This is a genomic window from Kribbella aluminosa (assembly GCF_017876295.1).
Lineage (GTDB): Bacteria > Actinomycetota > Actinomycetes > Propionibacteriales > Kribbellaceae > Kribbella > Kribbella aluminosa.
This window is the reverse complement of sequence record NZ_JAGINT010000002.1, coordinates 4,284,171-4,308,131: the sequence shown is the minus strand read 5'-3', so window position 1 is coordinate 4,308,131 and position 23,961 is coordinate 4,284,171. Positions and strand designations below refer to the sequence as shown.

22 protein-coding genes are annotated in these 23,961 nt (G+C 69.9%); 11 read left to right on the top strand and 11 right to left on the bottom strand.

All coding sequences use genetic code 11. From position 1 onward, the window contains the following. Positions 1–36 precede the first annotated feature (36 nt). The gene (locus JOF29_RS41545; protein WP_209699771.1) at positions 37–1,236 is read right to left on the bottom strand and encodes a class I SAM-dependent RNA methyltransferase; all 1,200 of its coding nucleotides are present in this window, start codon (positions 1,234–1,236) and stop codon (positions 37–39) included. Continuing rightward, on the bottom strand, positions 1,233–3,260 hold the full coding sequence (locus JOF29_RS41540; RefSeq protein WP_307863972.1) for an APC family permease: 2,028 nt from the start codon (positions 3,258–3,260) through the stop codon (positions 1,233–1,235). The genes JOF29_RS41545 and JOF29_RS41540 overlap by 4 nt, the downstream gene beginning before the upstream one ends. A gap of 257 nt (positions 3,261–3,517) precedes the next feature. Here JOF29_RS41540 and JOF29_RS41535 point away from each other — a divergent pair, with 257 nt between their 5' ends. The 3 genes from JOF29_RS41535 to JOF29_RS41525 all read left to right on the top strand — a co-directional run bounded on the left by JOF29_RS41535 (position 3,518) and on the right by JOF29_RS41525 (position 8,361). Beyond that, positions 3,518–4,180 carry a potassium channel family protein gene (locus tag JOF29_RS41535; protein WP_209699769.1) on the top strand — a complete coding sequence of 221 codons (663 nt, stop codon included), beginning with the start codon at positions 3,518–3,520 and terminating at the stop codon, positions 4,178–4,180. Continuing rightward, positions 4,180–4,854, top strand: coding sequence for a potassium channel family protein (locus JOF29_RS41530; RefSeq protein WP_209699768.1), 675 nt, complete (start codon positions 4,180–4,182; stop codon positions 4,852–4,854). Before JOF29_RS41535 ends, JOF29_RS41530 begins: the two co-directional genes overlap by 1 nt. 975 nt (positions 4,855–5,829) lie before the next feature. Continuing rightward, a complete protein-coding gene (locus tag JOF29_RS41525; RefSeq protein WP_209699767.1) occupies positions 5,830–8,361 on the top strand; it encodes a hypothetical protein in 2,532 nt (843 codons plus the stop codon). Positions 8,362–9,305: 944 nt separating this feature from the next. Here the strand turns inward: JOF29_RS41525 and JOF29_RS41520 are convergent. The 4 genes from JOF29_RS41520 to dut all read right to left on the bottom strand — a co-directional run bounded on the left by JOF29_RS41520 (position 9,306) and on the right by dut (position 11,567). Next, positions 9,306–9,983, bottom strand: a complete 678-nt coding sequence (locus JOF29_RS41520) for a DUF3159 domain-containing protein (protein ID WP_209699766.1) — start codon at positions 9,981–9,983, stop codon at positions 9,306–9,308. Next, positions 9,976–10,365: an OB-fold nucleic acid binding domain-containing protein gene (locus tag JOF29_RS41515; protein WP_209699765.1), complete on the bottom strand. Its 390-nt coding sequence runs from the start codon at positions 10,363–10,365 to the stop codon at positions 9,976–9,978. Before JOF29_RS41515 ends, JOF29_RS41520 begins: the two co-directional genes overlap by 8 nt. Before the next feature lie 19 nt (positions 10,366–10,384). Then, on the bottom strand, positions 10,385–11,026 hold the full coding sequence (locus JOF29_RS41510; RefSeq protein ID WP_209699764.1) for a DUF3710 domain-containing protein: 642 nt from the start codon (positions 11,024–11,026) through the stop codon (positions 10,385–10,387). An 88-nt stretch (positions 11,027–11,114) separates the two neighbouring features. Next, positions 11,115–11,567 (bottom strand): dUTP diphosphatase, encoded by a 453-nt coding sequence (dut, locus tag JOF29_RS41505; protein WP_307863971.1) that lies wholly within the window; start codon positions 11,565–11,567, stop codon positions 11,115–11,117. Between the two features lie 52 nt (positions 11,568–11,619). On the opposite strand from dut, the gene JOF29_RS41500 reads away from it, so the two are divergent. Then, complete coding sequence (locus JOF29_RS41500) at positions 11,620–12,099, top strand: DUF3093 domain-containing protein (protein ID WP_209699762.1); 480 nt, start codon at positions 11,620–11,622, stop codon at positions 12,097–12,099. A gap of 30 nt (positions 12,100–12,129) precedes the next feature. Continuing rightward, positions 12,130–12,450 carry a DUF4235 domain-containing protein gene (locus JOF29_RS41495; RefSeq protein WP_209699761.1) on the top strand — a complete coding sequence of 107 codons (321 nt, stop codon included), beginning with the start codon at positions 12,130–12,132 and terminating at the stop codon, positions 12,448–12,450. A 112-nt stretch (positions 12,451–12,562) separates the two neighbouring features. On the opposite strand, the gene JOF29_RS41490 is transcribed toward JOF29_RS41495, so the two are convergent. The 3 genes from JOF29_RS41490 to JOF29_RS41480 form a co-directional block, all read right to left on the bottom strand. Beyond that, positions 12,563–12,862: a DUF4193 domain-containing protein gene (locus tag JOF29_RS41490; RefSeq protein ID WP_209699760.1), complete on the bottom strand. Its 300-nt coding sequence runs from the start codon at positions 12,860–12,862 to the stop codon at positions 12,563–12,565. A 296-nt stretch (positions 12,863–13,158) separates the two neighbouring features. After that, entirely contained in the window at positions 13,159–13,953 is a 795-nt protein-coding gene (locus tag JOF29_RS41485) for an inositol monophosphatase family protein (RefSeq protein WP_209699759.1), read from the bottom strand. Continuing rightward, positions 13,950–15,026 carry a ferrochelatase gene (locus JOF29_RS41480; protein WP_209699758.1) on the bottom strand — a complete coding sequence of 359 codons (1,077 nt, stop codon included), beginning with the start codon at positions 15,024–15,026 and terminating at the stop codon, positions 13,950–13,952. Before JOF29_RS41480 ends, JOF29_RS41485 begins: the two co-directional genes overlap by 4 nt. 48 nt (positions 15,027–15,074) lie before the next feature. On the opposite strand from JOF29_RS41480, the gene JOF29_RS41475 reads away from it, so the two are divergent. The 4 genes from JOF29_RS41475 to fdhD are packed head-to-tail and all read left to right on the top strand — an operon-like array spanning position 15,075 to position 18,830. After that, positions 15,075–16,274: an MFS transporter gene (locus tag JOF29_RS41475; RefSeq protein ID WP_209699757.1), complete on the top strand. Its 1,200-nt coding sequence runs from the start codon at positions 15,075–15,077 to the stop codon at positions 16,272–16,274. 34 nt (positions 16,275–16,308) lie between these two features. Beyond that, positions 16,309–17,016, top strand: coding sequence for a MerR family transcriptional regulator (locus JOF29_RS41470; RefSeq protein WP_245361253.1), 708 nt, complete (start codon positions 16,309–16,311; stop codon positions 17,014–17,016). A 3-nt stretch (positions 17,017–17,019) separates the two neighbouring features. Beyond that, complete coding sequence (locus JOF29_RS41465) at positions 17,020–18,000, top strand: phosphotransferase family protein (protein WP_209699755.1); 981 nt, start codon at positions 17,020–17,022, stop codon at positions 17,998–18,000. Further along, the gene (fdhD, locus tag JOF29_RS41460) at positions 17,997–18,830 is read left to right on the top strand and encodes a formate dehydrogenase accessory sulfurtransferase FdhD (RefSeq protein ID WP_209699754.1); all 834 of its coding nucleotides are present in this window, start codon (positions 17,997–17,999) and stop codon (positions 18,828–18,830) included. The genes JOF29_RS41465 and fdhD overlap by 4 nt, the downstream gene beginning before the upstream one ends. Here the strand turns inward: fdhD and JOF29_RS41455 are convergent. Together JOF29_RS41455 and JOF29_RS41450 are read right to left on the bottom strand one after the other, a co-directional pair. Continuing rightward, the gene (locus JOF29_RS41455) at positions 18,814–21,576 is read right to left on the bottom strand and encodes an AAA family ATPase (protein ID WP_209699753.1); all 2,763 of its coding nucleotides are present in this window, start codon (positions 21,574–21,576) and stop codon (positions 18,814–18,816) included. The two genes, fdhD and JOF29_RS41455, sit on opposite strands and share 17 nt — an antisense overlap. Then, the gene (locus tag JOF29_RS41450) at positions 21,573–22,694 is read right to left on the bottom strand and encodes a metallophosphoesterase family protein (protein WP_209699752.1); all 1,122 of its coding nucleotides are present in this window, start codon (positions 22,692–22,694) and stop codon (positions 21,573–21,575) included. Before JOF29_RS41450 ends, JOF29_RS41455 begins: the two co-directional genes overlap by 4 nt. 199 nt (positions 22,695–22,893) lie before the next feature. On the opposite strand from JOF29_RS41450, the gene JOF29_RS41445 reads away from it, so the two are divergent. After that, entirely contained in the window at positions 22,894–23,445 is a 552-nt protein-coding gene (locus JOF29_RS41445; protein ID WP_209699751.1) for a GNAT family N-acetyltransferase, read from the top strand. Continuing rightward, positions 23,438–23,932, top strand: coding sequence for a phosphatase domain-containing protein (locus JOF29_RS41440; RefSeq protein WP_209699750.1), 495 nt, complete (start codon positions 23,438–23,440; stop codon positions 23,930–23,932). Before JOF29_RS41445 ends, JOF29_RS41440 begins: the two co-directional genes overlap by 8 nt. Positions 23,933–23,961: the final 29 nt, after the last annotated feature.

The following is a 23,961-nucleotide window of genomic DNA, read 5'->3' as shown; positions in this document are numbered from 1 at the left end:
GGGTCTCCAAGCGCATTTGGAATCCAGGCCCAGACGCTACCCGAGGCCACCCCCGCTGACTACTTCACTGTCCACAGGCTCGAGTACGGCGACGCACTCGATGTGATGGGTCATGCCGAACAGGTCGAACGCGCGCAGCGACGCGATCCCGTACCCGAGCCGCCCGAACGTCTTCAGATCCCGCGCCAGCGCCGCCGGATCGCACGCCACGTACGCCACCCGGCGCGGACCGAGCGCGGCGATCCGCCGTACGACATCCTTCCCGGCCCCGGTCCGTGGCGGATCGAGCACGACCAGGTCCACGTGCTCCAGGCCCTGACCGGCCGCCGCGTTCAGTACCCGGTCGACGTCGCCGTTCTCCAGCGTGACCCCGTCCAGGTCGTGCAGGTTGCGCCGGGCGTTCCGGACCGCGTCCTTGTCGCCCTCGATCGCCAGCACCACGCAACCGGCCTCGGCCAGGAAGGCAGCGAACAGCCCGACCCCCGAGTACAGATCAAGCGCAGTCTCACCGCGGGCAGGCTCGAGCCCGCTCAGTACGGCGTCCACCAGCGTCTCCGGCGCCTCCGGGTGCACCTGCCAGAACCCACCGGCCTCCACCAGGAACCGCCGGTCGCGTACGACCTCGACCAGCCGCTCTCCCGGGTCCTTATCGGTCTGTACGGCGGTCTTGCCCTCCGACGACACCACAGCCTGCACCGACGACACACCCGGCCACCGCGAGCCCAGTACGTCGGGAGTCCCCGGATGCGCGATCAGGCACCGGTCGATCGGCACCAGGTCGTGTGAGCGGTGCGCGTACATCCCGGGCCGCTCGTCGACGACGGCGTACCGCATCCGCGTCCGCCAACCCAGCCCGTCATCGCCCGGCGACTCGATCACGACCGTGCGCTCGATCCCGCCGATCCGCCGCAGCGTGTCCGACACGACAGTCGCCTTCAGGCGGCGCTGCTCCACGATGTTCGCGTGCTGGAAGTCACAGCCGCCGCACAGCCCCGGTCCGGCATACGGGCACGGCGGCTCGATCCGCTGGGGCGACGGCGTGAGCACCGACACCGCATCCGCCCGCAGGTACTTCGCGGTCTGTTCGGTGATCCGGGCGTGCACCAGCTCGCCGGGCAGCGCGTGCCGGACGAACACCACCTGCCCCTCGTGCCGGGCGACGCAGTGTCCCCCGTGTGCGACTGGACCTACCTCCAGCTCGACTACCGTCCCGACCAGACTGTTCTCGTCTGTCACCGATCTCCTGACGCCTTGCGGGCACCGCGCCGTACCTGGCCGGCTACCCGTTCCACCCGGTCCTGCCGCTCCTCGGCCCCCTGCGACGAGAGCAACTGGTAAGGAACGGACGTAACCATCACACCAGGTGTGAACAAGAGCCGCCCTTTGAGGCGGAGTGCGCTCTGGTTGTGCAGCAGGTGCTCCCACCAGTGCCCGACGACGTACTCCGGGATGTAAACCATCACCACATCCCGCGGCGACTGCCGCCGGATGTCGCGCACATACTGCAGGATAGGCCGGGTGATCTCCCGGTACGGCGAGGCCAGTCGCTTGAGCGGGACCGGGATACCGCGGGCGTCCCACTCGGCCTGCAGCGCGTCGGACTCGTCCCGGTCGACGTCGACGGTGACCGCCTCGAGCGTGTACGGGCGGGCTGCCTTCGCGAACGCCAGCGCCCGCAGGGTCGGCCGGTGCAGCTTGGAGACCAGGATGATCGAGTGCACGCGGGACGGCAGCATCAGCGGCTCGTCGTCCTCGGCGGACATCTGCCGGCGGACCGTCTCGTAGTGCCGGTGGATGCCCTTCATCAGCACGAACAGGCAGGCCATCGCGATGATCGCGATGTACGCACCGTGGGTGAACTTGGTCAGCAGCACGATCACCAGCACCACACCGGTCATCGTCAGGCCGACCGTGTTGATGATCCGGGAGCGGAACATGTGCCGCCGCTTCGCCGGGTCCGTCTCGGTCTTCAGGTGCCGCGTCCAGTGCCGGATCATCCCGAACTGGCTGAGCGTGAAGCTCACGAACACGCCGACGATGTACAGCTGGATCAGCTTGGTGACCTCGGCGTCGAACGCGATGATCAGCCCGGCCGCGCAGAGCGCCAGCAGGACGATGCCGTTGCTGTACGCCAGCCGGTCGCCCCGGGTGTGCAACTGGCGCGGCAGGAAGCCGTCCCGGGCCAGGATCGAGGCGAGCACCGGGAACCCGTTGAACGCGGTGTTCGCGGCGAGTACCAGGATCAGCATCGTCGCGCCGATCACCACGTAGAAGGCCGGCTGGAAGTTCGAGAACACCGAGTCGCCGATCTGGCCGATCACGGTCTTCTGGGTGTAGCTGTCGCCGACCGGCTGCCCGTTCCGGTACAGCTGGGTCGCGGGGTTCTCGGCGTACCGGAGTTTGATCTTGCTGGCCAGGAACAGGATGCTCATCAGCATCGTGACCGCGATCGTCCCGAGCAGCAGCAGCGTGGTCGCGGCGTTCCGGCTCTTCGGCTTCCGGAACGCCGGCACGCCGTTGCTGATCGCCTCGACACCGGTCAGCGCCGCACAGCCGGACGAGAACGCCCGGGCCAGCAGGAACACCGCCGCCACACCGGTGAACAGTTCGCTACCGGGCTCCGGCCGGACGTCGAAGCCCGAGCTCTCGGCCATCGGGAGGTTGCCGACGGCGAGCCGGATCAGCCCCCAGACCGCCATCCCGATGATCGAGAACATGAAGATGTACGTCGGGACCGCGAACACGCCCCCCGACTCCCGGACGCCGCGCAGGTTCATCGCGGTCAGTACCAGCACCAGGCCGACCGCCAGCGGTACCTCGTGGCCCTCCAAGAACGGCAGCGCGGACTTCGCGTTCTGCACGCCGGACGAGATCGACACGGCCACGGTCAGCACGTAGTCGACCATCAGCGCACTGGCGACGGTCAGCCCCGCGGTCGGGCCGATGTTCACCGTCGCGACCTCGTAGTCACCGCCCCCCGACGGGTACGCGTGCACGTTCTGCCGGTACGACGCCACCACGACGAGCATCACGAACGCGACCAGCAGGCCGATCTTCCACGAGAAGCTGTACGCCGCCAGGCCGGCGATCGACAGCGTCAGGAAGACCTCGTCGGGAGCGTACGCGACCGACGACAGAGCGTCGCTCGCGAACACCGGGAGGGCGATGCGCTTCGGCAGCAGGGTCTCACCCAGCTGAGTGCTGCGCAGTTTGCGTCCGAGCAGCAGCCGTTTGCCGATATCGCCTAGAGCGGGAGTCACACCGGTGATGTTAGAGGGCCCAAGGTCGGGTCTGGCACTCCCCGTCGTAGCGAGCAGGTGCTCGGTGCGGTGCATCGGCGCGCGGGAGCGAAGGTCTCGATGCGGCGCATCGTGGCCTTTGTCCCCGTGCGGCGAGGTAGCGTACCGAGTGCCGCGCAGTAGACGGGGAGTGCCAGACCCGACCTCGGTTCCGGTGTAGCGTCTATCCCTGCCGAACCGAGACAGCGGCCCCACGTGGGGCAAGGAGTGATCACTCAGTGCACGTCGTCATCATGGGCTGCGGCCGCGTCGGGTCGATGCTCGCGCGGGGTCTCGAGCGGCGCGGACACACGGTTGCGATCATCGACCAGTCGGTCGATGCCTTCCGCCGGCTCAGCCCCAACTTCACCGGCCGGACCATCGTCGGAATGGGCTTCGACCGCGAGGTGCTGATCGAGGCCGGCATCGAGGACGCCGAGGCTTTCGCCGCGGTCTCGAACGGCGACAACTCGAACATCCTGGCCGCCCGGGTGGCGCGCGAGACGTTCGGGATCGGCAACGTGGTCGCCCGGATCTACGACCCGGGCCGCGCCGAGGTCTACCAGCGGCTCGGCATCCCCACCGTCGGCACCGTCCGCTGGACGGTCGACCAGATGATGCGCCGGCTGCTCCCGGAAGGCTCCGAGCCCGAATGGCGAGACCCGTCCGGTACCGTCCGGCTGGCCGAGGTCCACGTCCACGCGGACTGGGTCGGCCGGGTCGCCCTCGACATCGAGAAGGCCACCGGCGCCCGGGTCGCGTTCCTGACCCGGCTCGGCGAGGGCATACTGCCGAAGGCCGACACCGTCATCCAAGAAGGCGACCTGGTGCACGTCGTGATGCTGGAACGGGACGCCGCGACGGTCGAGTCCCAACTCGGCACCAAGCCTGAGGAGCTGTGATGCGGGTCGCCATCGCCGGAGCCGGGAACGTCGGCCGTTCGATCGCCGGCGAACTCCTGGAGAACGGCCACGAGGTGCTGCTGATCGACAAGGACCCGCGCGCGATCAAGGCCGAGTCCGTACCGCGCGCCGAATGGCTGCTGGCCGACGCCTGCGAACTGTCCTCGCTCGAGGAGGCCGCACTGCAGCGCTGCCAGGTCGCGATCGCCAGCACCGGCGACGACAAGGTCAACCTGGTCGTCTCACTGCTCGCCAAGACCGAGTTCGGCGTACCCCGGACCGTTGCCCGGGTCAACCATCCGCGGAACGAGTGGATGTTCAACGAGGCCTGGGGCGTTGACGTCTCGGTGTCCACGCCGCGGATCATGTCCGCCCTCGTCGAGGAAGCGGTCTCGGTCGGCGACCTGGTCCGCCTGTTCACCTTCCGCCAGGGCGACGCGAACCTGGTCGAGCTCACTCTCCCCGAAGACTCCCCCATGATCGGCCAACGCGTCGGCGACGTCGACTGGCCCCTCGACACGGCCCTGGTGGTAATCCTGCGCGAAGGCCGAGTCCTCCGCCCCGACCCCGAAGGCACCCTCGAGCTCAACGACGAACTCCTCTTCGTAGCCGCCGACGAAACCGAAGAACAACTAGAAGCAATGCTCTCCCCCCACCACCAACGCAGCGAGTAAGAACCCCAAGCACACCGCTCCACGACACCTGCCTGTTGCCGCCTCCGGCGGGGCTGCACGAGAGGTACTACGGGCTGCACGTGAGGTACTGCGGGCCGTACGTGAGGTGCTACCGGACGAGACGCGGCGGCACGGAGCGCTGCGATGCTGCGTGCCGGTGACGTCGTGCCGGTGACGTCGTGCTGGTGACGTGATGCTGGCTGAGCCGACACCGATCCGCGGCGGCTGCCTGTTGCCGCGTCCGGCAGGCGCGCGTGACGTGTTGCCGGGCGGAGGTGGTGGCGTCGGATGCTTGTGAGGTGACAGGACGCGCAGGCACTGGTCACCGCTTCGCTGCGGCTGACCCTTGCCGCGCGTTCGGCGGCGGACGCACCAGCACTGCCGGGCGAACGTGGTGGCGCCGGCTGCTGTTGTCACGGGACATGCAGGCTAGCTGGACACCGTTCAAGGCCGGCGGCTTGACTCCTGCAGCCGTCGCTGGTGCGCACGGAAGCCACTCCAGGGCCCAAGGTGCTCGCGCCAGGCTGCAGGCGGATGACAAGGCCGCGGAGGCACCGAATGCTGCCGTAATGCGACGCGACCGGGCGTCGAGTGATGCACCGTCGTGTGATGCACCGTCGTGTGATGCCCAGGGCAACCAACTTTCTCGTACAGGCCGCGGCCCGGCACACCCGGCCGACCGTCGCCAACGCGGCCAGTTCGCGTGACGCGCAACTGAGAGCACCATTGCAACACCGAGTGCTCACAACGGGCGTCTGCGACCAGCGATGCAGCCTCGGCGGAGATAACCCGTGAGGTCGACTGCGCTCCCGCCAGGCCCAACCGGGTCTCCCGAACACCTCCGCGAACGTGTCCCGACTCGATACACCTACTGTCGTTCACGCGCATCGCCATCAACCAATTCTCCTTACCCGTAAGGAATCCCGTCCTATCACCGATTTGGCCGAGACCATTCTGTGATCTACAATAGAACACATGTTCGATCCTGATCTGGACGCCCTCGACACCACGGACCTGTTGGCCGCGGCAGCCGAGTACGCCCACGATCAGGAACACGCCGCCGTCGGCATCCTGCGCACCGCGCTCGCCTTCGCCGACCACCACGCCGTCGTCACCTGGACCGGTCGCGACCCGCTGCCCGGCTACGAACGACTCCAGGTCTACGGCGGCGAGGGCTGCCCCGGCGTCGCCGAGTTCGCGCCCGTCGAGTTCGGCGCCGTCCTCGGTATGTCCAGCGGCGCAGCCTCGTCACTGATCGGCGAAGCACTCGCCCTCAGACACCGCCTCCCTCGGATCTGGGCCGCTGTACTGGCCGGAACCGCGATCTCCTGGCGCGCCCGCAAAATCGCCCGCGCCTGCCTGTCACTGTCGATCGAAGCCGCCACGATCGTCGACCGCCGCGTCGCCGGCATCGTGAACACAGTCACCCCGGGCCGGCTCACCAATATCATCACCGCCGCCGTCTGGCACGCCGACCCCGACCAGGCGCAAGCCGACGCCGAGGCCGCCGCCCGCACCCGTGGCGTGTTCGTCGCCCAGTCCGACCCCAGCGACGACCACGGCACCAAACGCATCTGGGTCCGCGCCGCCACCGGCGACATCATCCGCTTCGACGCCACCATCAACGACCTCGCCCACGCACTGAAAACCCTCGGCGACACCGACACCCTCGACCAACGCCGCGCCAAAGCCATCGGCTGGATCGCCGACCCCGCCGCCGCCCACAACCTCCTCCAAGTAGCCCGCCACCTCGCCCACACCCAACCAACCAAGCCAAAGCCCACCCCACCACCCCGACCCGGCCCGGCCGACCCGTACTCCAGCCCGCCGACCACCCCCAACCCGCACACCCGACCAGACACCCGCCGACACCCCACCAACCAGCCCCACCCAGCCACAGACCCCGCCTCGGCCACGCCGACCAACCCAGCAGCCCAGCCCGCCCCAACCGACCTGACGGCCCAGGCCAAACCGACGGCCCAGCCCGCCCCAACCGCCCAGGCCAACCCGACGGCCCAGCCCGCCCCAACCGCTCAGGCCGACCCAACGACCCAGTCCGCTCAGGCAGCCCAGGCCGGCCAGGCCAGCCCGACGGACCGCTCCGGGCCGGCCGACCCGACTGCCCAGGCTGCACCGGCTGCACCGGGTCCTCAGGCCGACTGCGGCGGGGCCGTGGCTCAGGACGCAGCCACCACTGCGGGCGAGGCCCCCGCGACATACGAGCCCCCGCGTGACGACGAGGCTCTGGGCGATCACGCGGCCGTGGCCAACCACATCGAGGGTGATAACCCGACCACCAACGACCCGACCGCCGCCGATGACGCGTCCGCCGTGGACAGTGCGTGCAGCACGGACGGCGCGCCCGGCAGGTCCCGCACAGACGGCGCCATGGACAGCACGGACGGTAGGTGCGGCGTGGACGGTACACCCGGCATGGACGGAACACCCCGCACGTACGACATCGACGACGACGACGTGTACGACGCCGACCATGAGGTCGACGTGGACCAGGAGTACGGGGTGGACCAGGAGTGCGGGGTGGACCAGGAGTGCGGGGTGGACCAGGAGTACGACATGGACGGTAGGTACCAGGCGGACGCTGGGTACCGCGTGGACCATGTAGACGATCTGGACGGTGCCGGTGCCGGGCAGGCGTTTACGCGGCTCGCGCTGGCCGACACGCTGCAGGAGCGGCTCGCCGCCATCAAGCGCGACGCCTACAGCACCGGACTCGGCGCGAGCAGCGGTCGGCGGCCGCGGCACACCATGTACGTACACCTCACCGACAAGACCCTCACCACCGGCACCGGCGTACTCCGGGTAGAACAGCTCGGCCCCCTGCTCGCGAACCAACTAGGCGAGTTGCTCGGGCACGACCAAGTGATCGTGAAGCCAGTCATCGACCTGCACGACCAGGTCAGCGTCCACAGCTACGAAATCCCCGACCGAATCCGCGAACGAGTACGGCTGCGCCACCCCGTCGACATGTTCCCCCACAGCAGTGGCGAAGCCACCCCATCCATGGACCTCGACCACATCACCCCGTACCACCACACCGGCACGGACCACGCCAACCCGGAGCACACCGGCACGGAGCACAGCGGCACGGAGCACAGCGGCACGGAGCACAGCAACCACGTGGACAGTACCGGTGAACCGGACTCGTCCGGGTTGTTGCAGACCCGAGCTGACTGCGCCGGGCGAGCCGACTCCACAAGCCCACCCGGACGGACAGGCCCACCAGGAAGCACCAGACCACCGGGACCGACCGCACCACCGGGACCGACAGCACCACCGGGATCGGCACGACCACCCGGACCAGCCCGACCGGTGGCGCAGACCAGCGTCGACAACCTCATACCGCAAAACCGACTCCACCACCGCGCCAAAACCTTCGGCGGCTGGCACAACCGACGCCTGCCCGACGGGGGCATCGAATGGACCAGCCCCCACGGATTCACCTTCCACGTCGACCACACCGGAACCCAGAGAGTCACAGTTCGCTGAGACTGTGGTCCGACTCCGGATCATGGAGAACTTCGCCCGCACATCCACGCTCCGGCTGCTGTCACCGACCGCCGGTGGCCGGCCCATGACGGCGGCCCGGCTGGACCCGCTCTCGGCACTGGCCCCGGGGCCGCGCTGACCTCATGAGGACGGTACGGCGGTCAGGCCGTCGATCGAGCCGTGACAGACGCGGCAATAACAGGCAAGCCGTGCAGGAGAGGCCGGGCCGAGAAGCACGGAGCAGGATGGCCGGGACGGGCGGGACGCACAAGGACGGGCAGGGGGAACCGGATGGGCAGGGCAGGCCGCACAAGGACGGGCCGGGCGGAGACAGGACCGGGGTGAGACGGGCGGGGGCAGAACCCGGATGGCAGGACGCGCGAGGACGGGTCGCTCGCGGGGCAGGTGATTGGCCGGGAGGTCGGCGCACGCGGTGTGCGGCCTGGGCGGCGATGTCCCGATCGGGGAGCCGGACGCCGTCGAGGCGGGCCCGGGCGGTGCGGTCACGGCCGGGTGCTGTCACGGCCGGGTGCTGTCACGGCCGGGTGCTGTCGCCGCGGGGTGTATTGCTGGGCAGGCGGGCGGTAGGTGTGTCTGGTGGGCTCGCTCGGCTGGGGTTCGAACTCACGAGCAATCGTCGGGCGAAGTACCACCCGCTTGACGACAGCCAGAGGTGTAGTTGCCACGGGCGCTGTCATTTCCGCGAAACTGGGTGGCGCCCGTTTGTCGGTCACGGCCGGCAGTAGCTCGACTTCGTCGATGACGTTCGGCGAGGTGCCGTTCGCGGGCATCGTGTGGTCAGCGGGACGGCCGCGGCGGGGCCGGATCCGCTCGAACGGCGGGCAGGTGGCTCCGCGGCGTGGTTGGGGCCTGCAAGTGGGTCGAGTGGGGCGCCGTCACGGAGACGGAGTCACAGAGCAGAGCGCCTGGCGGAGGGGATCGGGTTAGGCGCGTTCTTCGGGTTTGTTTTCGGGTTTGGTGCCTCGGAGGAGGTGGGCGAAGTTGTCTTTGACCTCGTCCCACTTCTCGGGTGGCATGGAGGCGCGGAGTACGGAGTACGCGGCCCAGAGGGTGACGGCGTAGAACGGGAGGCCGAGGCCGATCTTGGCGATGCCGAGGGCGTTGACGTTGTGGGCGAGGTAGAGCGGGACCATGATCACCAGCCGGATCGCGACCTGGCTGGCGAAGACGATGGTCACGCGGTTCAGGCCGCGGAACAGGTCGGGGTCGTTGCGCCAGCCGAGCCACGTCTGGGTGATCACGCCGTACAGCAGGCCGAACAGCGGATACCGGGTCACGATCGTCACCAGGTACAGCAGGCCGTAGCCGGCGTTCAGCAGGATGCCGGGGAGGAACGCGTCCTGTGCCTGGCCGGTGTGGTGCGCGGTCCAGGCCGAGATCAGGACGCCGATGAACCCGGCGATCACGCTCGCGATCGGCTTGCGGCGGACCAGGCGGAACAACGCCACGACACCAGCGGACGCGATCGACACGATCAGCGCGAGCTTCAGGTTGTGGTCGCTGAAGCCGTAGACGAGGGTGAACGCGATCCACGGCAGACCGACGTCGACCATCATGCCGACCCAGCTGCCAAGGCCCTTCGGTGCCGCGGGCTCAGCCATGGGCTTCTTGGGGCCGGAGCTCGTAGCGCGGGTTGAACATCACCCGGTCGCCTTCGACGACGCCGATCCGGCCGGAGGCGATCAGCTCCGAGCCGGCGTGGATGCCGCCGATCTTGCGGCGGCCGAGCCAGATCAGCTTGACCGTGCCGGTTCCGTCGTACAACTCACCCTCCAGTGCCGGTACGCCGCCGCGCGGGCTGAACGTGATGGTGCGCAGTGTGCCGTACAGCGTGACGAGCTCCCGGTCGTGGCAGCCGGTGATGGAGCGCGCACCGCAGTCCTGCGCGAAGTCCTGAAGGACTTCGGCATCCTGCTGGTCGCGGTCTCCGGCCAGGCCGCGGAAGGCACGCTTCCACAGCCCCGCGGGTTTGTTGCTGCCCATGAGGTCGAGTGTAGTCCGGTCAGGCCTGCTCGGCGTCGTTCGGCTGGGCGTCCTCGGGCAGCCGCAGCGGCAGCGACTCGCGGACCGCCATCGGCTCGTTCCCGCGGACCACGACGACGTTCCGCAGAGTCTCCTCCATCGGCGCCGCGGCGTCCGGCTCGACGGCGGCGCGGCCCAGGACGGTACCGCGGAGCAGCCAGCGCGGACCGTCCACGCCGATCACCCGGGACGTCTGGCTGAAGACCTGTCCTTCCGGGTCCTCGACCGGGACCACCAGCACCAGCTCGGTGCCGAACGGGCCGTCGGACTCGGTCGCCGTCCCGCCCATCCGGGCGGCCTCGTCCATGATCTCCTGCCGTACTTCGTCCCAGATGCCGCTGGTCTTCGGCGCCGCGAACGCCCGCAGCTCGAGCGCGGAGTCGTCCAGCATCAGCAGCACCGCCTGCACCACGCCGCTCTGCTCGTCGACCTGCAGCCCCAGCTCCATCCCGGGCATCCCGGCGACCTGCAGCGCTCCCAGGTCGATCCGGTCGTCCGACTCCAGGTCGGCGTCCTCGACCTCGGTCGAGTCGAACGGACCTTCGGCGCGAACGTCCGGCGTCTCCTCGACGGTCTCGCTCGTGTCGGGCTCGTCGTTCTTGCCCTTACGGCGGAAGATCACAGCTCTTGCCTACTTCCTGGATGTTGGTACGGGCGCTGATGCCGCGCCGTAGTCTCGCGCATCCGGCAGGTCAACCGGCTGCACCTGATCAGCGTGTCACATCTCCGAAACCGCCCGTCGACCCGTGCCCCTGCTCACCGCGCGCGGAACCCGGCAGCGTGGCGACCTCGACGAAGCGCGCCTTCTCCACCTGCTGGATGACCAGCTGGGCGATCCGGTCACCGCGCCGTACCGTCACCTCGGCAGCCGGGTCGAGGTTGATCAGGTTGATCTTGATCTCTCCGCGGTACCCGGCGTCGACGGTGCCCGGTGCGTTCACGATCGAGACGCCGTGCTTGGCGGCCAGCCCGGAGCGCGGGTGCACGAACGCGGCGTACCCGTCCTGCAGGGCGATCGCGATGCCGGTGCCGACCAGGCCGCGCTCCCCCGGCTTCAAGGTCAGGTCGGCGGCCGCCACCAGGTCCGCGCCGGCGTCGCCGGGGTGCGCGTAGGAGGGCAGCGGGAGGTCGGGGTCGAGTCGCTGGATCAGTACCTCGGTCACGAGAGGCGACCCTATCGAGCGCCCCGGACGGTCCACATGCCAGGCTGGGCCTGTGGGCCAGAAGGAAAGCCAGAAGGAAAGTACGTATCGCGAAAGTCTGCGGGTGCCGGTGTCGTGGTGGATCATCGCCGCGGCCACCGTGATCACCCTGTTCGTCATCGTCGCCGTGCCGGCCGGAACGCCCGCCGGGGCGATCGTCGGCGGGCTCGCCGCGGCCCTGCTGCTGGCACTCTTCCTCCGGTACGGCGGGGCGCGCGTCGAGGTCGACGACCGGCGGCTGCGGGCCGGGCGCGCGGAGATCGACCGTACGTACCTCGGCGACGTCGAGGCACTGTCCGGTGACGCGGCGCGGAACGCGTTCGGGCGCGACTGCGACCCGAAGGCGTACCTGGTCCTGCGCAGCTACCTGCCCGGGGCCGTCCGGGTGCAGATCACCGACCCGGGCGACCCGGCGCCGTACTGGCTGATCGCCACGCGGCACCCCGATCGGCTTGCTGCCGCGCTCAGCGGGCACAGCGTGGGAAGATCCTGACTGTCAGCAGTCGTACGAGGAGGGTTTGCAGTGGTCGGAGCGAAGATCGGCTGGAGGCTGGTACAGGCCGCGTTCACGATCGTGGTGGGCCTGGCCGCGAGCAAGGCGGTCAGCACCGCCTGGAAGCTGGGATCCGGCGGGAAGCCGCCGAAGAACGGCCAGGGCGGGTACGCCGAGGTTGCCACCTGGGCAGCCGTCAGCGCCGGAGCCGCCGCAGCTGCCCGGCTGTTCGCCGAGCGTCGCGCGGCCGCGTACTGGCTGAAGTCCACCGGCTACGCCCCGCCCGGCTACGAGGAGGACGCCGCCAACGGGACGCTGCTCAAGAGCATCGCGAAGAAGGACGACGAGTAGGCATCAGGACAGCACAGCGGGACCGTTCCACAACCGTGGAACGGTCCCGCTGCAGGTTGCAGACGAAGTACTGGATTGCAAACTCGCTCCGCTCGTCCACGAGGGCTCGCGCTCAGGCAGCGCAGTCGCGGCAGATCAGCTGCCCCTTCTTCGTTTCGGCGAGCTGGCTGCGGTGGTGAACCAGGAAGCAGCTCGAACAGGTGAACTCGTCGGCCTGGCGCGGGAGCACCCGGACCGCCAACTCCTCGTGACTCAGGTCGGCGCCGGGCAGCTCGAAGCTCTCCGCGGCCTCGGCCTCGTCCTCGTCGACCTTGCCGGAGTTCTTGTCGTGACGCCGAGTCTTGAGCTCCTCGATCGACTCTTCGGAAGCGTCCTCGTCCGTCTTGCGCGGGGCGTCGTAATCAGTCGCCATGGTGTTTCCCTGCCCTCTTCGTACCCGTGGTGTTGCCTGCTGAGCCCTTGAACGGGTGGAGCGGCCGAGAAATTCCGCGGTCGGAGCACCGCGCTGAACTTTCGTCCCCCGAAACCCTTGACAGCCAGGCCGGGATCGGCAATCACCGTTCCCGAGGACGGGATTGTGCCCTATAAAGGTCCGCAATGCACGACTGGGTCCATGGTGTGACCCGCGTGTCGCAACAAATGACAGTACCGAACACATGAATGCTCGTTAGTGCGCGGTACTGCGCAGAAACGAGCACTCAGGAGACTCTAAGCGCGTAGCGGGTCGGCTCCGGCGAGCAGGTCGTGGAACGGCCCGAAGAGCGCCGGGCTGGCCGCGATCGACATCTCCGGTGACACCGGCGCCCCGTGCAGACCGCCGACGGTCGCCCCGGCCTCGGACGCGATCAGCGCGCCCGCGCCGTAGTCCCACGGGTTCAGCCCGCGCTCGAACACCGCGTCCAGCCGGCCGCACGCCACGTAGCACAGGTCGATCGCGCCGACGCCGATCCGGCGGATGTCGCGGACCTTGGTGATCAGGTGCTGGATCACCTCGGCCTGCACCTGCCGGCGCGCCGGGTCGTACCCGAAGCCGGTGCCGACCAGCGCCTTCGCCAGCTCGGTCTCGCCGGACACCCGGATCGGCTTGCCGTCGGCGAACGCGCCACCACCGAGCGTCGCGGTGAACACCTCGCCCTTCGGCGCGTCCACGACCACGCCGGCGACCGTCCTCCCGTCCTGCTCGACCGCGATCGACACGGCGTACGTCGGGAGGTCGTACAGGTAGTTGACCGTGCCGTCGATCGGGTCGACGACCCAGCGCACGCCGCTGGTGCCGACCACGTCGTCGCCCTCCTCGCCGAGGAACGAGTCGTCCGGCCGGGCCTTCAGCACCCGGGCACGGATCAGCTCCTCGGACTCGCGGTCGACCGCGGTCACCACGTCCGTGATCGTGCTCTTGGTGTCCGCGACGGTGATCGTGCCGCGGCGGCGCTCGACGATCAGTTGCGCGGCCTCCGCCGCCACCTCCACAGCCAGCTTCAGGAGGTTCTCGGGGCTTGTCATACGGCTTCCTTCGGTCGGCGCAGCGGCGGGCAGCAGTCGTGGCGGCAGTCGTCCCAGGCCGGGCCGAGTTTGCCGGCGCACGGCCGGTCGGGTTGCTCCCCGCGCTCGGCGGCAGCCCGCTCGACCACCAGGTCGCGGAGCATCGTGACGAACTTCTCGCCGGTCCCCGGGGTCGCGGCCCGCGCCATCGGCAGGCCGAGCTTCTCGGCGGTCTTCGCGGCCTCGGTGTCGAGGTCGTAGATGACCTCCATGTGGTCGCTGACGAACCCGATCGGTACGACGGCCACGCCAGGCTGCCCCTCGGCGGCGAGCACGTCGAGGTGGTCGTTCACGTCCGGCTCCAGCCACGGCACCTGCGGCGGCCCGGACCGCGAGCAGTAGACCAGGTCGGTCCGCCGGGTCTGTCCGGTACGGCGTTCCAGCTCGGCGGTGATCTCCGCGGCGACGTCGTTGTGCCAGTCGACGTACCCGTTGCCGTCCGGGCCGCTGGTGGCGTTCATCGCGGCCGGGATCGAGTGCGTCACGTACGCGATCGCGGAACCGTCCGGCAGCCTGCTCAGCGACTCGGCGGTCGACTCCACGAACGAGGAGACGAAGCCGGGGTGGTTCGCGTAGTGCCGGAGCTTGTCGATCCGCGGCGCGTCCGGGACCTCGCGGGCGGCGTCCTCCAGGTTCTCCCGGTACTGCCGGCAGCCGGAGTACGACGGGTACGCGGACGTGACGATCACCACGGCCCGGCGTACCCCGTCGGCGGCCATCTCACGCATCGTGCCGGTCAGGTACGGCGCCCAGTTGCGGTTGCCCCAGTAGATCGGCAGGTCCAGTCCGATCTCGTCGAACGACTCCCGCAGGGCCGTCAGCAGGGCGCGGTTCTGGTCGTTGATCGGGCTCTTGCCGCCGAACGAGTAGTAGTGCTCGCCGACCTCCTTCAGCCGCTCGTCCGGGATCCCGCGGCCGCGGGTCACGTTCTGCAGGAAGGGGAGCACGTCCTCGGGCTTCTCGGGCCCACCGAAGGACAGCAGCAGCACAGCGTCGTACGGAGCAGTGTCGATCGGAGTTGGAGCTGGCGACATATTCCAAGCTTCTCAGACGCCGATGACCTAAGCTGCTCCCGGTCTCTCATGCTCAAGCCTTACATCCATCTCATGCGCCGCCCCGGCGCCGGTGCGTTCTTCACGGCCGGCATCCTCGGGCGGATGCCGATCTCGATGATCGGCCTCGGAATCGTGATCCTGATCGCCCAGGAGAGCGGCTCGTACGGTCTGGCCGGCGCGATCTCCGGCGTGGCCGTGATCGCCGGCGCGCTGACCGGCCCGATCCAGGGCAGGCTCGTCGACCGGTTCGGTCAGCGCGGGCTGATCCTGATCGGATCGGTCGCCTGTACGGTCGGCCTGGCCGGGCTGCTCGTCGCCGTCCGTGCCGGAGCGGCTACCTGGGTGCTGTACCTCTTGTCTTTTGTTGCCGGCGGCACCCGTCCGCAGGTCGGGTCGTTCGTCCGGGCGCGCTGGACGCATCTGCTTGGCCGCGGGCGGGCGCTGCAGACGGCGTTCGCGCTCGAGGCGGTCGGTGACGAGGTCGTCTTCATCGTCGGCCCGGTCCTGGTCACCACCCTCGCAACCCAGGCCAGCCCGTACGCCGCCTTGTCCGCCGCCGGCGTGCTGGGACTGGCAGGCGGCATCTGGCTGGCGATGCTGCGCGCGTCCGACCCGCCCGGCCGCGGCAAGTCGAACGGCGCCGAGCAGGCTCCGCTGCCCTGGCTGTCGATCATGCTGCTCAGCCTGATCGGTCTCGGCCTCGGCGCGACGCTCGGTGGTGCGGAGGTGATCACGGTCGCGTTCACCACCGAAAAGGGCAAAGCTGGGCTTGCCGGTGTCGTACTGGCGATCTGGGCGTTCGGGAGTCTGCTGGCCGGCCTCTGGTACGGCTCGGTGCACTGGCGCGCCCCGGTCGAACGGCGGCTGCTGCTCGGCACCATCGCGCTCGCGGTCACGCTCGCGCCGCTCCCCTGGGTCAACAGCATCCCGATGCTCGGCGTCGTCCTGTTCTGCTGCGGTATGACGATCGCGCCGACCATGGTCGCGGTCACCGCGTGCGTCGAGGAATGGGTACCGCCGGAGCGGCTGACCGAGGCGATCACCTGGACCGTCACCGGCATCCTGCTCGGCGTCGCGCCCGGCAACGCGGCCGCCGGGCACGCGGTCGACGTCTGGGGTCCGTCGAACGCGTACTGGATCCCGTTCGGCGTCGGCATCGCCTGTGCGATCGTCGCGGCGATCTCGATCACGTTCGCCCGGCCGAAAGAACGGTTCGCCCACAACTAAGCTTGCATCTCCTGTTACGGGAGGTGTTTGGGTGATGGTCATGGACCACTCGATCGGCGCGCTCGCCCGGATCGCCGGCGTCTCGGTGAAGAGCGTGCGGCACTACTCGGACCTCGGTCTGCTCCCGTCCCGGCGGACGTCGGCAGGCCACCGGAGGTACGACGCGAGCGCCGTCGCCCGGCTGCGCCTGATCCGGACGCTGCGTGCGCTGGACCTCGACCTGCCGACGATCAGCGCCGTGCTCCGGCAGGAGCGTTCGCTCGCCGAGGTCGCAGCCACGCACGCGGACGCCCTCGCGATCCAGCTCCGCACGCTGCAACGGCAGCACGCCCTGCTGACGGTCCTGGCCCAACACCCTCTGGAGGATCTCCATCTCATGACCGACCAGTCCGAGCAGGACCGCCGCGCCCTGATCACCGACTTCCTCGACGCGACGCTCCACGGCATCGACCCCGCGATCCACCGCAACCTCACACCCGTGCTGCCCGAGGACGCCACCCCCGCGCAGGTGTCCGCCTGGCTCGAGGTGACCGCGCTGATCACCGACGAGAGCTTCCGTACGTCGATCCGCCGCCTCGCGACCGGGTACCTCGCACTGGCCGGCGACGACCCGTTGCGGCCCGATCCGGAGTATCGCCGCAGCCTGATCGCGCTCCGCCGCACCGCCGATCCACGCTTGGACCGCTACATCGAATTGGTTGCCGTGATCAACGGCTGGACGCCGTTGCGGAACGCGGGGTAACGGGTGAGCCGCGCTCCGGACGTCGACTACTCGGCAACCTCCGCACGTCCTGGCTGGGACGCGGTTCCGCCTGCCCTCCGCGAGGCATTGGCGGATGCGCTCGGCAGCCGGATCGAAGAGGTGTCCGAGCCGGTGTCGTCCGGGTTCACCGGGGGCTTCGCGGCGCGGGCCGAGCTGGCGGACGGGCGGCGCGTGTTCATCAAGGCGGCGCCCGAGGGACTGCATGCTTACGGGGCTTATCAGCGTGAGGCTGAGGTGGTTCCGCAGCTACCGGCATTGGTGCGTGCGCCGGTGGTTGTCGCGACAGCGGCTGCGGACGGCTGGTTCGCGGTTGCATCCGAATGGGTGGACGGGCGGATGCCCGGTTCACCGTGGACCGTGGCGGACTTCGAGCTGGTGACTGCCGCGTGTGAAGCGACGGCCGGCGCGATGCGACCGACTCCCTTGGCGGGGCTCGACAGTTTTGCGGACCTGGTCGGCGACGACGTGGGTGTCCCGGTGCAGGTCCTCGCGGGTGAGCGGGAGTTGCCTTCGGGGTTGCCTTCGTGGGTGCCTGAGGTCTTGCCGGAGCTGGTCGAGTTGGTGCAGCTCGTGCCGGAGGCGCTGGCCGGTGATACCGCGTCGCACTCCGACCTGCGCCCGGACAACCTGCTGATCGACAAGTCCGGCACCTGCTGGACGATCGACTGGAACTGGCTGACCCTCGGCCCGCGCTGGGTGGACTGGGTCGGGCTGCTGCCGGTCGCGCAGTACCAGGGCATCGACACGTTCGGCGCGCTCGCCCGTAGCCCGCTCACCGCCGGCGTACCGGACGATCACCTCGACTGCTTCGTCGCTGTCATCGCGGCGTACATGATGAAGAACCTCGACGCCCCGCCGCCGCCCGGCTGCACCCCGGCGCTCCGGGAGCACCAGCGGCTGTCCGCGTGGACGTTCCTCGACTGGCTCGCCGTTCGGCGGAGGTGGCATACCGTGGACGTATGACCAAGGCGCCTACCAGCAGGTTCAAGGTCGAAGTGCTCGACGGCGACCGTACGTCGCGGCGTGAGGACGTTGTCAGCACCGAGGAGCCGCTCGAGCTGCGGCTGGAATGGCCGGGCCGGCCGCCCGAGCCGCTGGTGGTGACGATGCGGACGCCCGGCTCCGACTTCGAGCTGGCCGCCGGGTTCTGCCTCGGTGAGGGGTTCGCGGTCCGCCCGGACGCGATCCGGACCGTTGCCTACTGCACCGATGTCACGCTGACCCGGGAGCAGCAGTTCAACACCGTCACGATCAGCTTCGACGGTCCCCCGGACCGCGAACCTCCCCAGCGGTACGGCGTCACGTCGGCCGCCTGCGGGGTGTGCGGGCAGCAGAGCCTCGACGAGCTCGCGGACCGCCAGTACGACCCGGTCGACCCGGTCGAGGTGCCGTTGGACGTCGTCCGGCGGCTGCCCGATCTGCTCCGCGAGGGACAGCCGATGTTCAACCGGACCGGCGGTCTGCACGCCGCGGGACTGTTCACCGCCGACGGCCGGAAGGTCGTCGTGAAGGAGGACATCGGCCGGCACAACGCCGTCGACAAGGTGGTCGGCTGGACCGTGCTGAACCAGCACCCCCGCAAGGGCCTGGTGCTCGCGGTCAGCGGCCGCGCCGGGTACGAGATCGTGCAGAAGGCGGTCGCGGCCGGCCTCGGCATGATCGTCGCGGTCGGCGCCCCGTCCAGCCTGGCCGTCGACCTGGCCCGCCAGTTCGGGATCACCCTGGCCGGGTTCGCCCGCGGCGAGCGCTGCGTCGTCTACTCGGCGCCGGAGCGGATCATCCGTCCAGCGTGATGAACGTCGCCTTCGGGACGTACTCGTAGCGGTCCGGCATACAGGTCAGGATGATGACCTGGCCGTGGTCGCCGGCGCGACCGAGCAGCGCCCCCATGTCCCGCAGCCGGGCCTTGTCGGACCAGCCGAGCGCGTCGTCGAAGATCACCGGCACGCTGCCGTCGCCGGTGCTCACCAGGTGGCTGATCGCGAGCCGGGTGATGATCGCGAGCTGCTCCTGAGCACCGGTCGACAACGCCTCGACGGGCAGCCGTACGCCGTCCAGCTCCCGCTCCGCGACGGCCAGGTCGTCGTCCAGCCGGACCCGGAACGACGGCCCGTACACACTCCGCCCGAGCGCATCGATCCGGCTCTGCAACGGCTCGGAGTACTTCGTCTGCGCCGCGGCCCGGTGCCGGCTCAGCGTGTCGTACACCCGGCGCGCCGCCCCGGCCCGGCGCTGCAGGCTCTCGTACTCGGTGCGCACGGCGGCCAGCTCCAGCTCCGCCACATCGCGCCGCGTCGCGAGCCCATCCCGCCCGGACTGCTCCAGGCGGCCTTCCGTCGTACGCAAGGCGTCACGCAACCGGTCGCGCTCGTCCTGCAGGCGCTTCGCGACCTCGAGCGCGGCGGCCAGTTCGTCGGCGACCTGGTCCGCCCCGGCCGCGTCGGCCTGTTCCTGGACGGCGGTCAGCTCGTCCAGCACTGCCTCGACGTCCGCCGTCGCCTCCGACTCCGCGGCAGCGACCGCGTCGTCGTCGAGGACGGACCGCGCGGACTCCAGTGAGTCGAGCGCCGCGGCCAACCGCTCGGCCGCGAGCTCCGCCCGGGCACGCGCGTTCTGCGCCTCGGACCGATCCTCGTCGGCCGCCTTGCGCGCTTGGGCCGCGGCGAACTCCGCGTCGGCCAGCAACCGCTCCGATTCGGCCAGCCCGTCCCGGGCGGTCTCGAGCGCTCGCTGTGCACCCGCGAGGTCGTCCGGCTCCGGCTCGGGCACCTCGAAGTCGTCGAACAGCGTGTCGTGCGGGGAGGTGAACTCCTCGAACAGCGACATCTGCCCCGGCACACCCTCAACCGCCGGCTGCTTGCCGCTGCTGTCGCCGGCACCGGCCTCGTCGGCCTCGCCGATCCCGAGCCGCGCGGTCAGCACCGCGATCCGCTCCCCCGGATCCCCTCCCGCGGTCAGTGACGTCTCCGTCCGGCGTGCCTCGTTCAGCTCGGCGGATGCCGTGTCGGCCTTCCGCAGCAGCTCCCGGGCCGCGGCGACGTCCTTCACGCCGGCCTTCTTCAGCAGGTCCTTCTCCCGGCGTACGGCGTCATCGACCCGCGAGCGCAGCGTGGCCGCCTCGCCACCCGCGCGGACGGTCACCTCGACCTGCCCCGGTACGCCGACCACCAGCTCGCCGGACACCAGCAGCTCGATCGACTCGTCGAAGCCGAGTTCCCCCGGTACGTCGCCCTCCAGGCCGGTCCCGGACAGCTCGACCGGCTCGGCGCCGAGCCGCCGTACGGTCACCTCGGGTACGCCGGCCGCGAGCGCGGCGCGGGCCTCGACGACCGCCGCCCGGGCGTCCTCGAGCGCGGCCACCAGCGCGTCGTCGACCTTGATCCGGTCCAGCACCGTGCCGGCCGCGGCGATCCGCGCGCGGACGTCGACCAGCTCGGTCTGCTGGCCGATCAGCCGATCCAGCTCGGCCCGGTCCATCAACTCCGACACCCGGCGCTCGGCCGCCTGGACCTCGGTACGCCGTACGTCCTTGAGCTCCACGACGTCCGTGAGCGTGGCCTCCGCGGCCTGCACCAGCTCGGCCGCGGTCCTCGCGACCAGCTCCGCATCGGCCCGGCGCGCGGCGTGCTCGGCCTCGAACCTGGTGAACCGCTCGACCTCGTCGAGCAGCCGCTCGCGGTCGAGCCGGGTGCGGGTGTGGTTCTCCAGCCGGGCCCGCGCGGTCTCGGCGCGGGACCTGACCGAGTCACGACGGAGCAGGATCTCGTCGGTCGCCTGCTTGCGTTCGCGTAACGCCTCGACGCCGGCCAGGTGATCGGTCAGCCGGCCCGACACGTCCTCCAGGTCGAGGTTCAGCCGCTCGGCGCGCCGGATGTCCGACTGCACCTCGTCCATCGCCTGCAACGCCTGCCTGGCCGCCAGCTCGGCCGCCGCGACCGCCTTCGCGGAGCGGGCGAAGTCGCCGGTCGGCTTCCCGCGCGGCGTCCAGTACCGCAGATACTCGTGCTCGACGGCGGTCACCAGCGGCATCGACGCGCCGTCGACCGGCGTCCCCGATTCGGCCGTCACCGCGGTGATCAGCGGCTCCGCGTCCGCCGGTGTTGGCAGCACCAACGACTGACCCTGGCTGACCATCAACGTCTGCCAGAGCACGGGATCGACGTTCTCGTGGAACAGCCGCTCGGCTTCGTTGTGCGCCTCGCGCCCGGTCCAGGACCGGCGGCGGCCGTCGGGCTCGACGGCGGTCAGCTCGGTGGACCGGTTCTTCAGCCAGCGTTTGGCGTACGTCAGCTCGCGGCCGCCGAGGCTCAGCTCGACGGTCACCTCCGGGCCGACGTCCTGGCCGACCGGCTGGATGTCCCGGATCCGGGTCGACTTCGAGTCGTCGGGCAGGTCGAAGATCAGCCCGAACGCCTCGACCAGGCTGGACTTCCCGACCTCGTTGTCGCCGACCACGACGGTGGTGCCGAGCGCGCGGAACCGGACACTACGGTCCTTGACGCCACGGAAGTCCCGTAGCGCCAAGCTGTGGAGTCTCATCCCGCGTCCCGCGCCAATCGGTGCATCAGCGAGAGCGCGGCACCGGCGCCCTCGTCGCCGCCGGCCAGGGCCTGCCGCAGCTCCTCCATCGCGGCGCGGGCCGGGCCGCTCAGCTGCAGCGACTCCAGGTCCGCGGCGTCCGGCGCGGGCCGCACGGTCCAGAACTTCGCCCACCGCTCGACGCTCGCGAACACCTCGCCCTGCGCGTCGATGATGCTGTCCAGGCGGGCCAGCAGCGGCAGCGGCAACGAGCCGTCGCCGGCCAGCCGCACGTACGTCCGTTCCTTGTCCGGAAGGTCCGCGAACCAGTCCTCGAGCGCCGCGATCGACTCCTCGTCGAACAGCTCGACGCGGTGGTCGACCATGTGCCAGGCGCCGACCCGGATGGGCTCGACCTCTATGGTGCCGCCGACCGTCACCTTGAGGACGTTGCCCGGCGCGTCCTCCTCCGGCGAGGTGACCTCCTGGGTGCCGGAGAACCAGATCCGATCGGTCACCCGCGTCGTCGAGTGCCGGTCGCCGAGGCCGACGTACTGCAGCCGGCCGTCCGCGACCGCGGCCTCCAGGGCGGTCTGGTCGATCGGCGGTACTTCGGACATCCCGCCGGACAGGCTGGTCAGCTGGCCGTGGGCGAGCAGGATCCGGATCGTCCCCGGCTCGGCCGGCAGATCGGCGTACGCCGGGGCGGCCGGATCGGACAGCGGGCGGCGGGACCGCCACGGCGCGCCGACGATCTCGACACCCGGCAGAATCCGGAACGGCGTCGTTTCGGTCAGCACCGTGACGTGGTCCGGGGCGTGCGCGAGCCACTGGCTCGACGTCCACAGCGATCCCGGCTCGAGCGCGTCGTGGTTGCCCGGCAGCAGCACGACCGGCACCGGGATCCGCTTCAGCGCCTCGCAGGCCCGCAGGATGGTCTGCCGCTCGACCTGGTTGTGCTCGAACACGTCCCCGGTGACGACCACGAACGCCGCACCGGTCCGCTCCGCGACCGCACCGATCCGCGCGACAGCATCCAGCCGCGCCTGACCCCACCGGGCCTGGCCGTCCGGCCCCAGGAACCGGCGCATCATCCCCAGCTGCCAGTCAGAGCTGTGCAGAAACGTGATCGAGTCCATTGCGGAAAGAACGCTAACCCGAGCCACCGACAGTCGCACAGTCAACACACAGGATCGCCCCAGACCGCCCACACTCCGGACGCCTCCCGACCATCTCGCCTCCCGACCATCTCTGAGACCATCTTTGAGAAGCCACCAACCATCTCCGCGCCGTGGAAATGGCTGGTGGCTTCTCAAAGTCGGTGGGAGAGTCCGAGGCGTGGACCTTGAAACGGAGCGGTTGCGATTGCGGCGGTTCACCGCGGACGACGCGGGACTGCTGGCGGAGCTCGACTCGGATCCCGAGGTGATGCGCTTCCTGACGGGTCAGCCGACACCGCGCAGCGAGATCGAGGGCGTCGTACTGCCGGAGATTCTGAAGGTGTACGCCGAGCACGCGCAGCTCGGGACCTTCGCGGCCGAGGAGAAGGCCGGCGGGGCGTTCGTCGGATGGTTCGGGATGCAGCCGACCACGGACCCGGCGGCCGTCGGCGTCGGGTACCGGCTGCTGCGGACCGCGTGGGGCAAGGGGTACGCGACCGAGGGTACGAAGGCGTTGATCGCGCGGGCGTTCCGCGAGCTCGGGATGGCGCGCGTCGAGGCGGACACGATGGCGGTCAACCACCGCTCACGGGCCGTGATGCGCCGCTCGGGCCTGCGGTTCGAGAAGGTCTTCCACGTGCACTTCGACGATCCACTGCCCGGCACCGGGTTCGGGGAGGTGCTGTACTCGGTCGACCGCCACACCTGGGAAGCTGGGAACCATGGATGACGACCGGCCGTACGCCGTACTCGATATCGACGCGACCCTGTCCGACACCAGCAAGCGGATCCACTTCATCGAGCGGAAGCCGAAGGACTGGGACTCGTTCTTCGCGCGGGCCAAGGACGACGCGGTGCTCGCGGAAGGGCTCGCGGTCGCGACGACGCTCGCGGCCGAGCACGTGATCGTCTACCTGACCGGCCGCCCGGAGCGGATCCGCCGGGACACCGAGAAGTGGCTGAAGGACAACGGGTTCCCGGACGGCGAGGTCTACATGCGCGGCGACACCGACCGCCGTCCGTCGATGCTGATGAAGCTCGGCCGGCTGAAACGCCTCGCCGAGCAACGCCCGGTCGCCGTCCTGGTCGACGACGACGTCAAGGTGATCGCGGCCGCCCAGAAGGCCGGCTACACCGTGCTGAGGGCCGACTGGGGACTCGATCCCGAGTCCCAGCCGACCCTCTTCGACGCACAGGAATCCGAAGGGCGTACCTGAGCTACTTGCCCTGAACTGCTTGCCCTGAA

Bases quoted from the DNA above. Each gene is read 5' to 3' on its own strand.
- JOF29_RS41530 (WP_209699768.1), top strand. From the start codon at position 4,180: ATGCGGGTCGCCATCGCCGGAGCCGGGAACGTCGGCCGTTCGATCGCC.
- JOF29_RS41525 (WP_209699767.1), top strand. From the start codon at position 5,830: ATGTTCGATCCTGATCTGGACGCCCTCGACACCACGGACCTGTTGGCC.
- JOF29_RS41520 (WP_209699766.1), bottom strand. From the start codon at position 9,983: ATGGCTGAGCCCGCGGCACCGAAGGGCCTTGGCAGCTGGGTCGGCATG.
- JOF29_RS41515 (WP_209699765.1), bottom strand. From the start codon at position 10,365: ATGGGCAGCAACAAACCCGCGGGGCTGTGGAAGCGTGCCTTCCGCGGC.
- JOF29_RS41490 (WP_209699760.1), bottom strand. From the start codon at position 12,862: ATGGCGACTGATTACGACGCCCCGCGCAAGACGGACGAGGACGCTTCC.
- JOF29_RS41485 (WP_209699759.1), bottom strand. From the start codon at position 13,953: ATGACAAGCCCCGAGAACCTCCTGAAGCTGGCTGTGGAGGTGGCGGCG.
- JOF29_RS41480 (WP_209699758.1), bottom strand. From the start codon at position 15,026: ATGTCGCCAGCTCCAACTCCGATCGACACTGCTCCGTACGACGCTGTG.
- JOF29_RS41475 (WP_209699757.1), top strand. From the start codon at position 15,075: ATGCTCAAGCCTTACATCCATCTCATGCGCCGCCCCGGCGCCGGTGCG.
- JOF29_RS41470 (WP_245361253.1), top strand. From the start codon at position 16,309: ATGGTCATGGACCACTCGATCGGCGCGCTCGCCCGGATCGCCGGCGTC.
- fdhD (WP_209699754.1), top strand. From the start codon at position 17,997: ATGACCAAGGCGCCTACCAGCAGGTTCAAGGTCGAAGTGCTCGACGGC.
- JOF29_RS41455 (WP_209699753.1), bottom strand. From the start codon at position 21,576: ATGAGACTCCACAGCTTGGCGCTACGGGACTTCCGTGGCGTCAAGGAC.
- JOF29_RS41450 (WP_209699752.1), bottom strand. From the start codon at position 22,694: ATGGACTCGATCACGTTTCTGCACAGCTCTGACTGGCAGCTGGGGATG.
- JOF29_RS41440 (WP_209699750.1), top strand. From the start codon at position 23,438: ATGGATGACGACCGGCCGTACGCCGTACTCGATATCGACGCGACCCTG.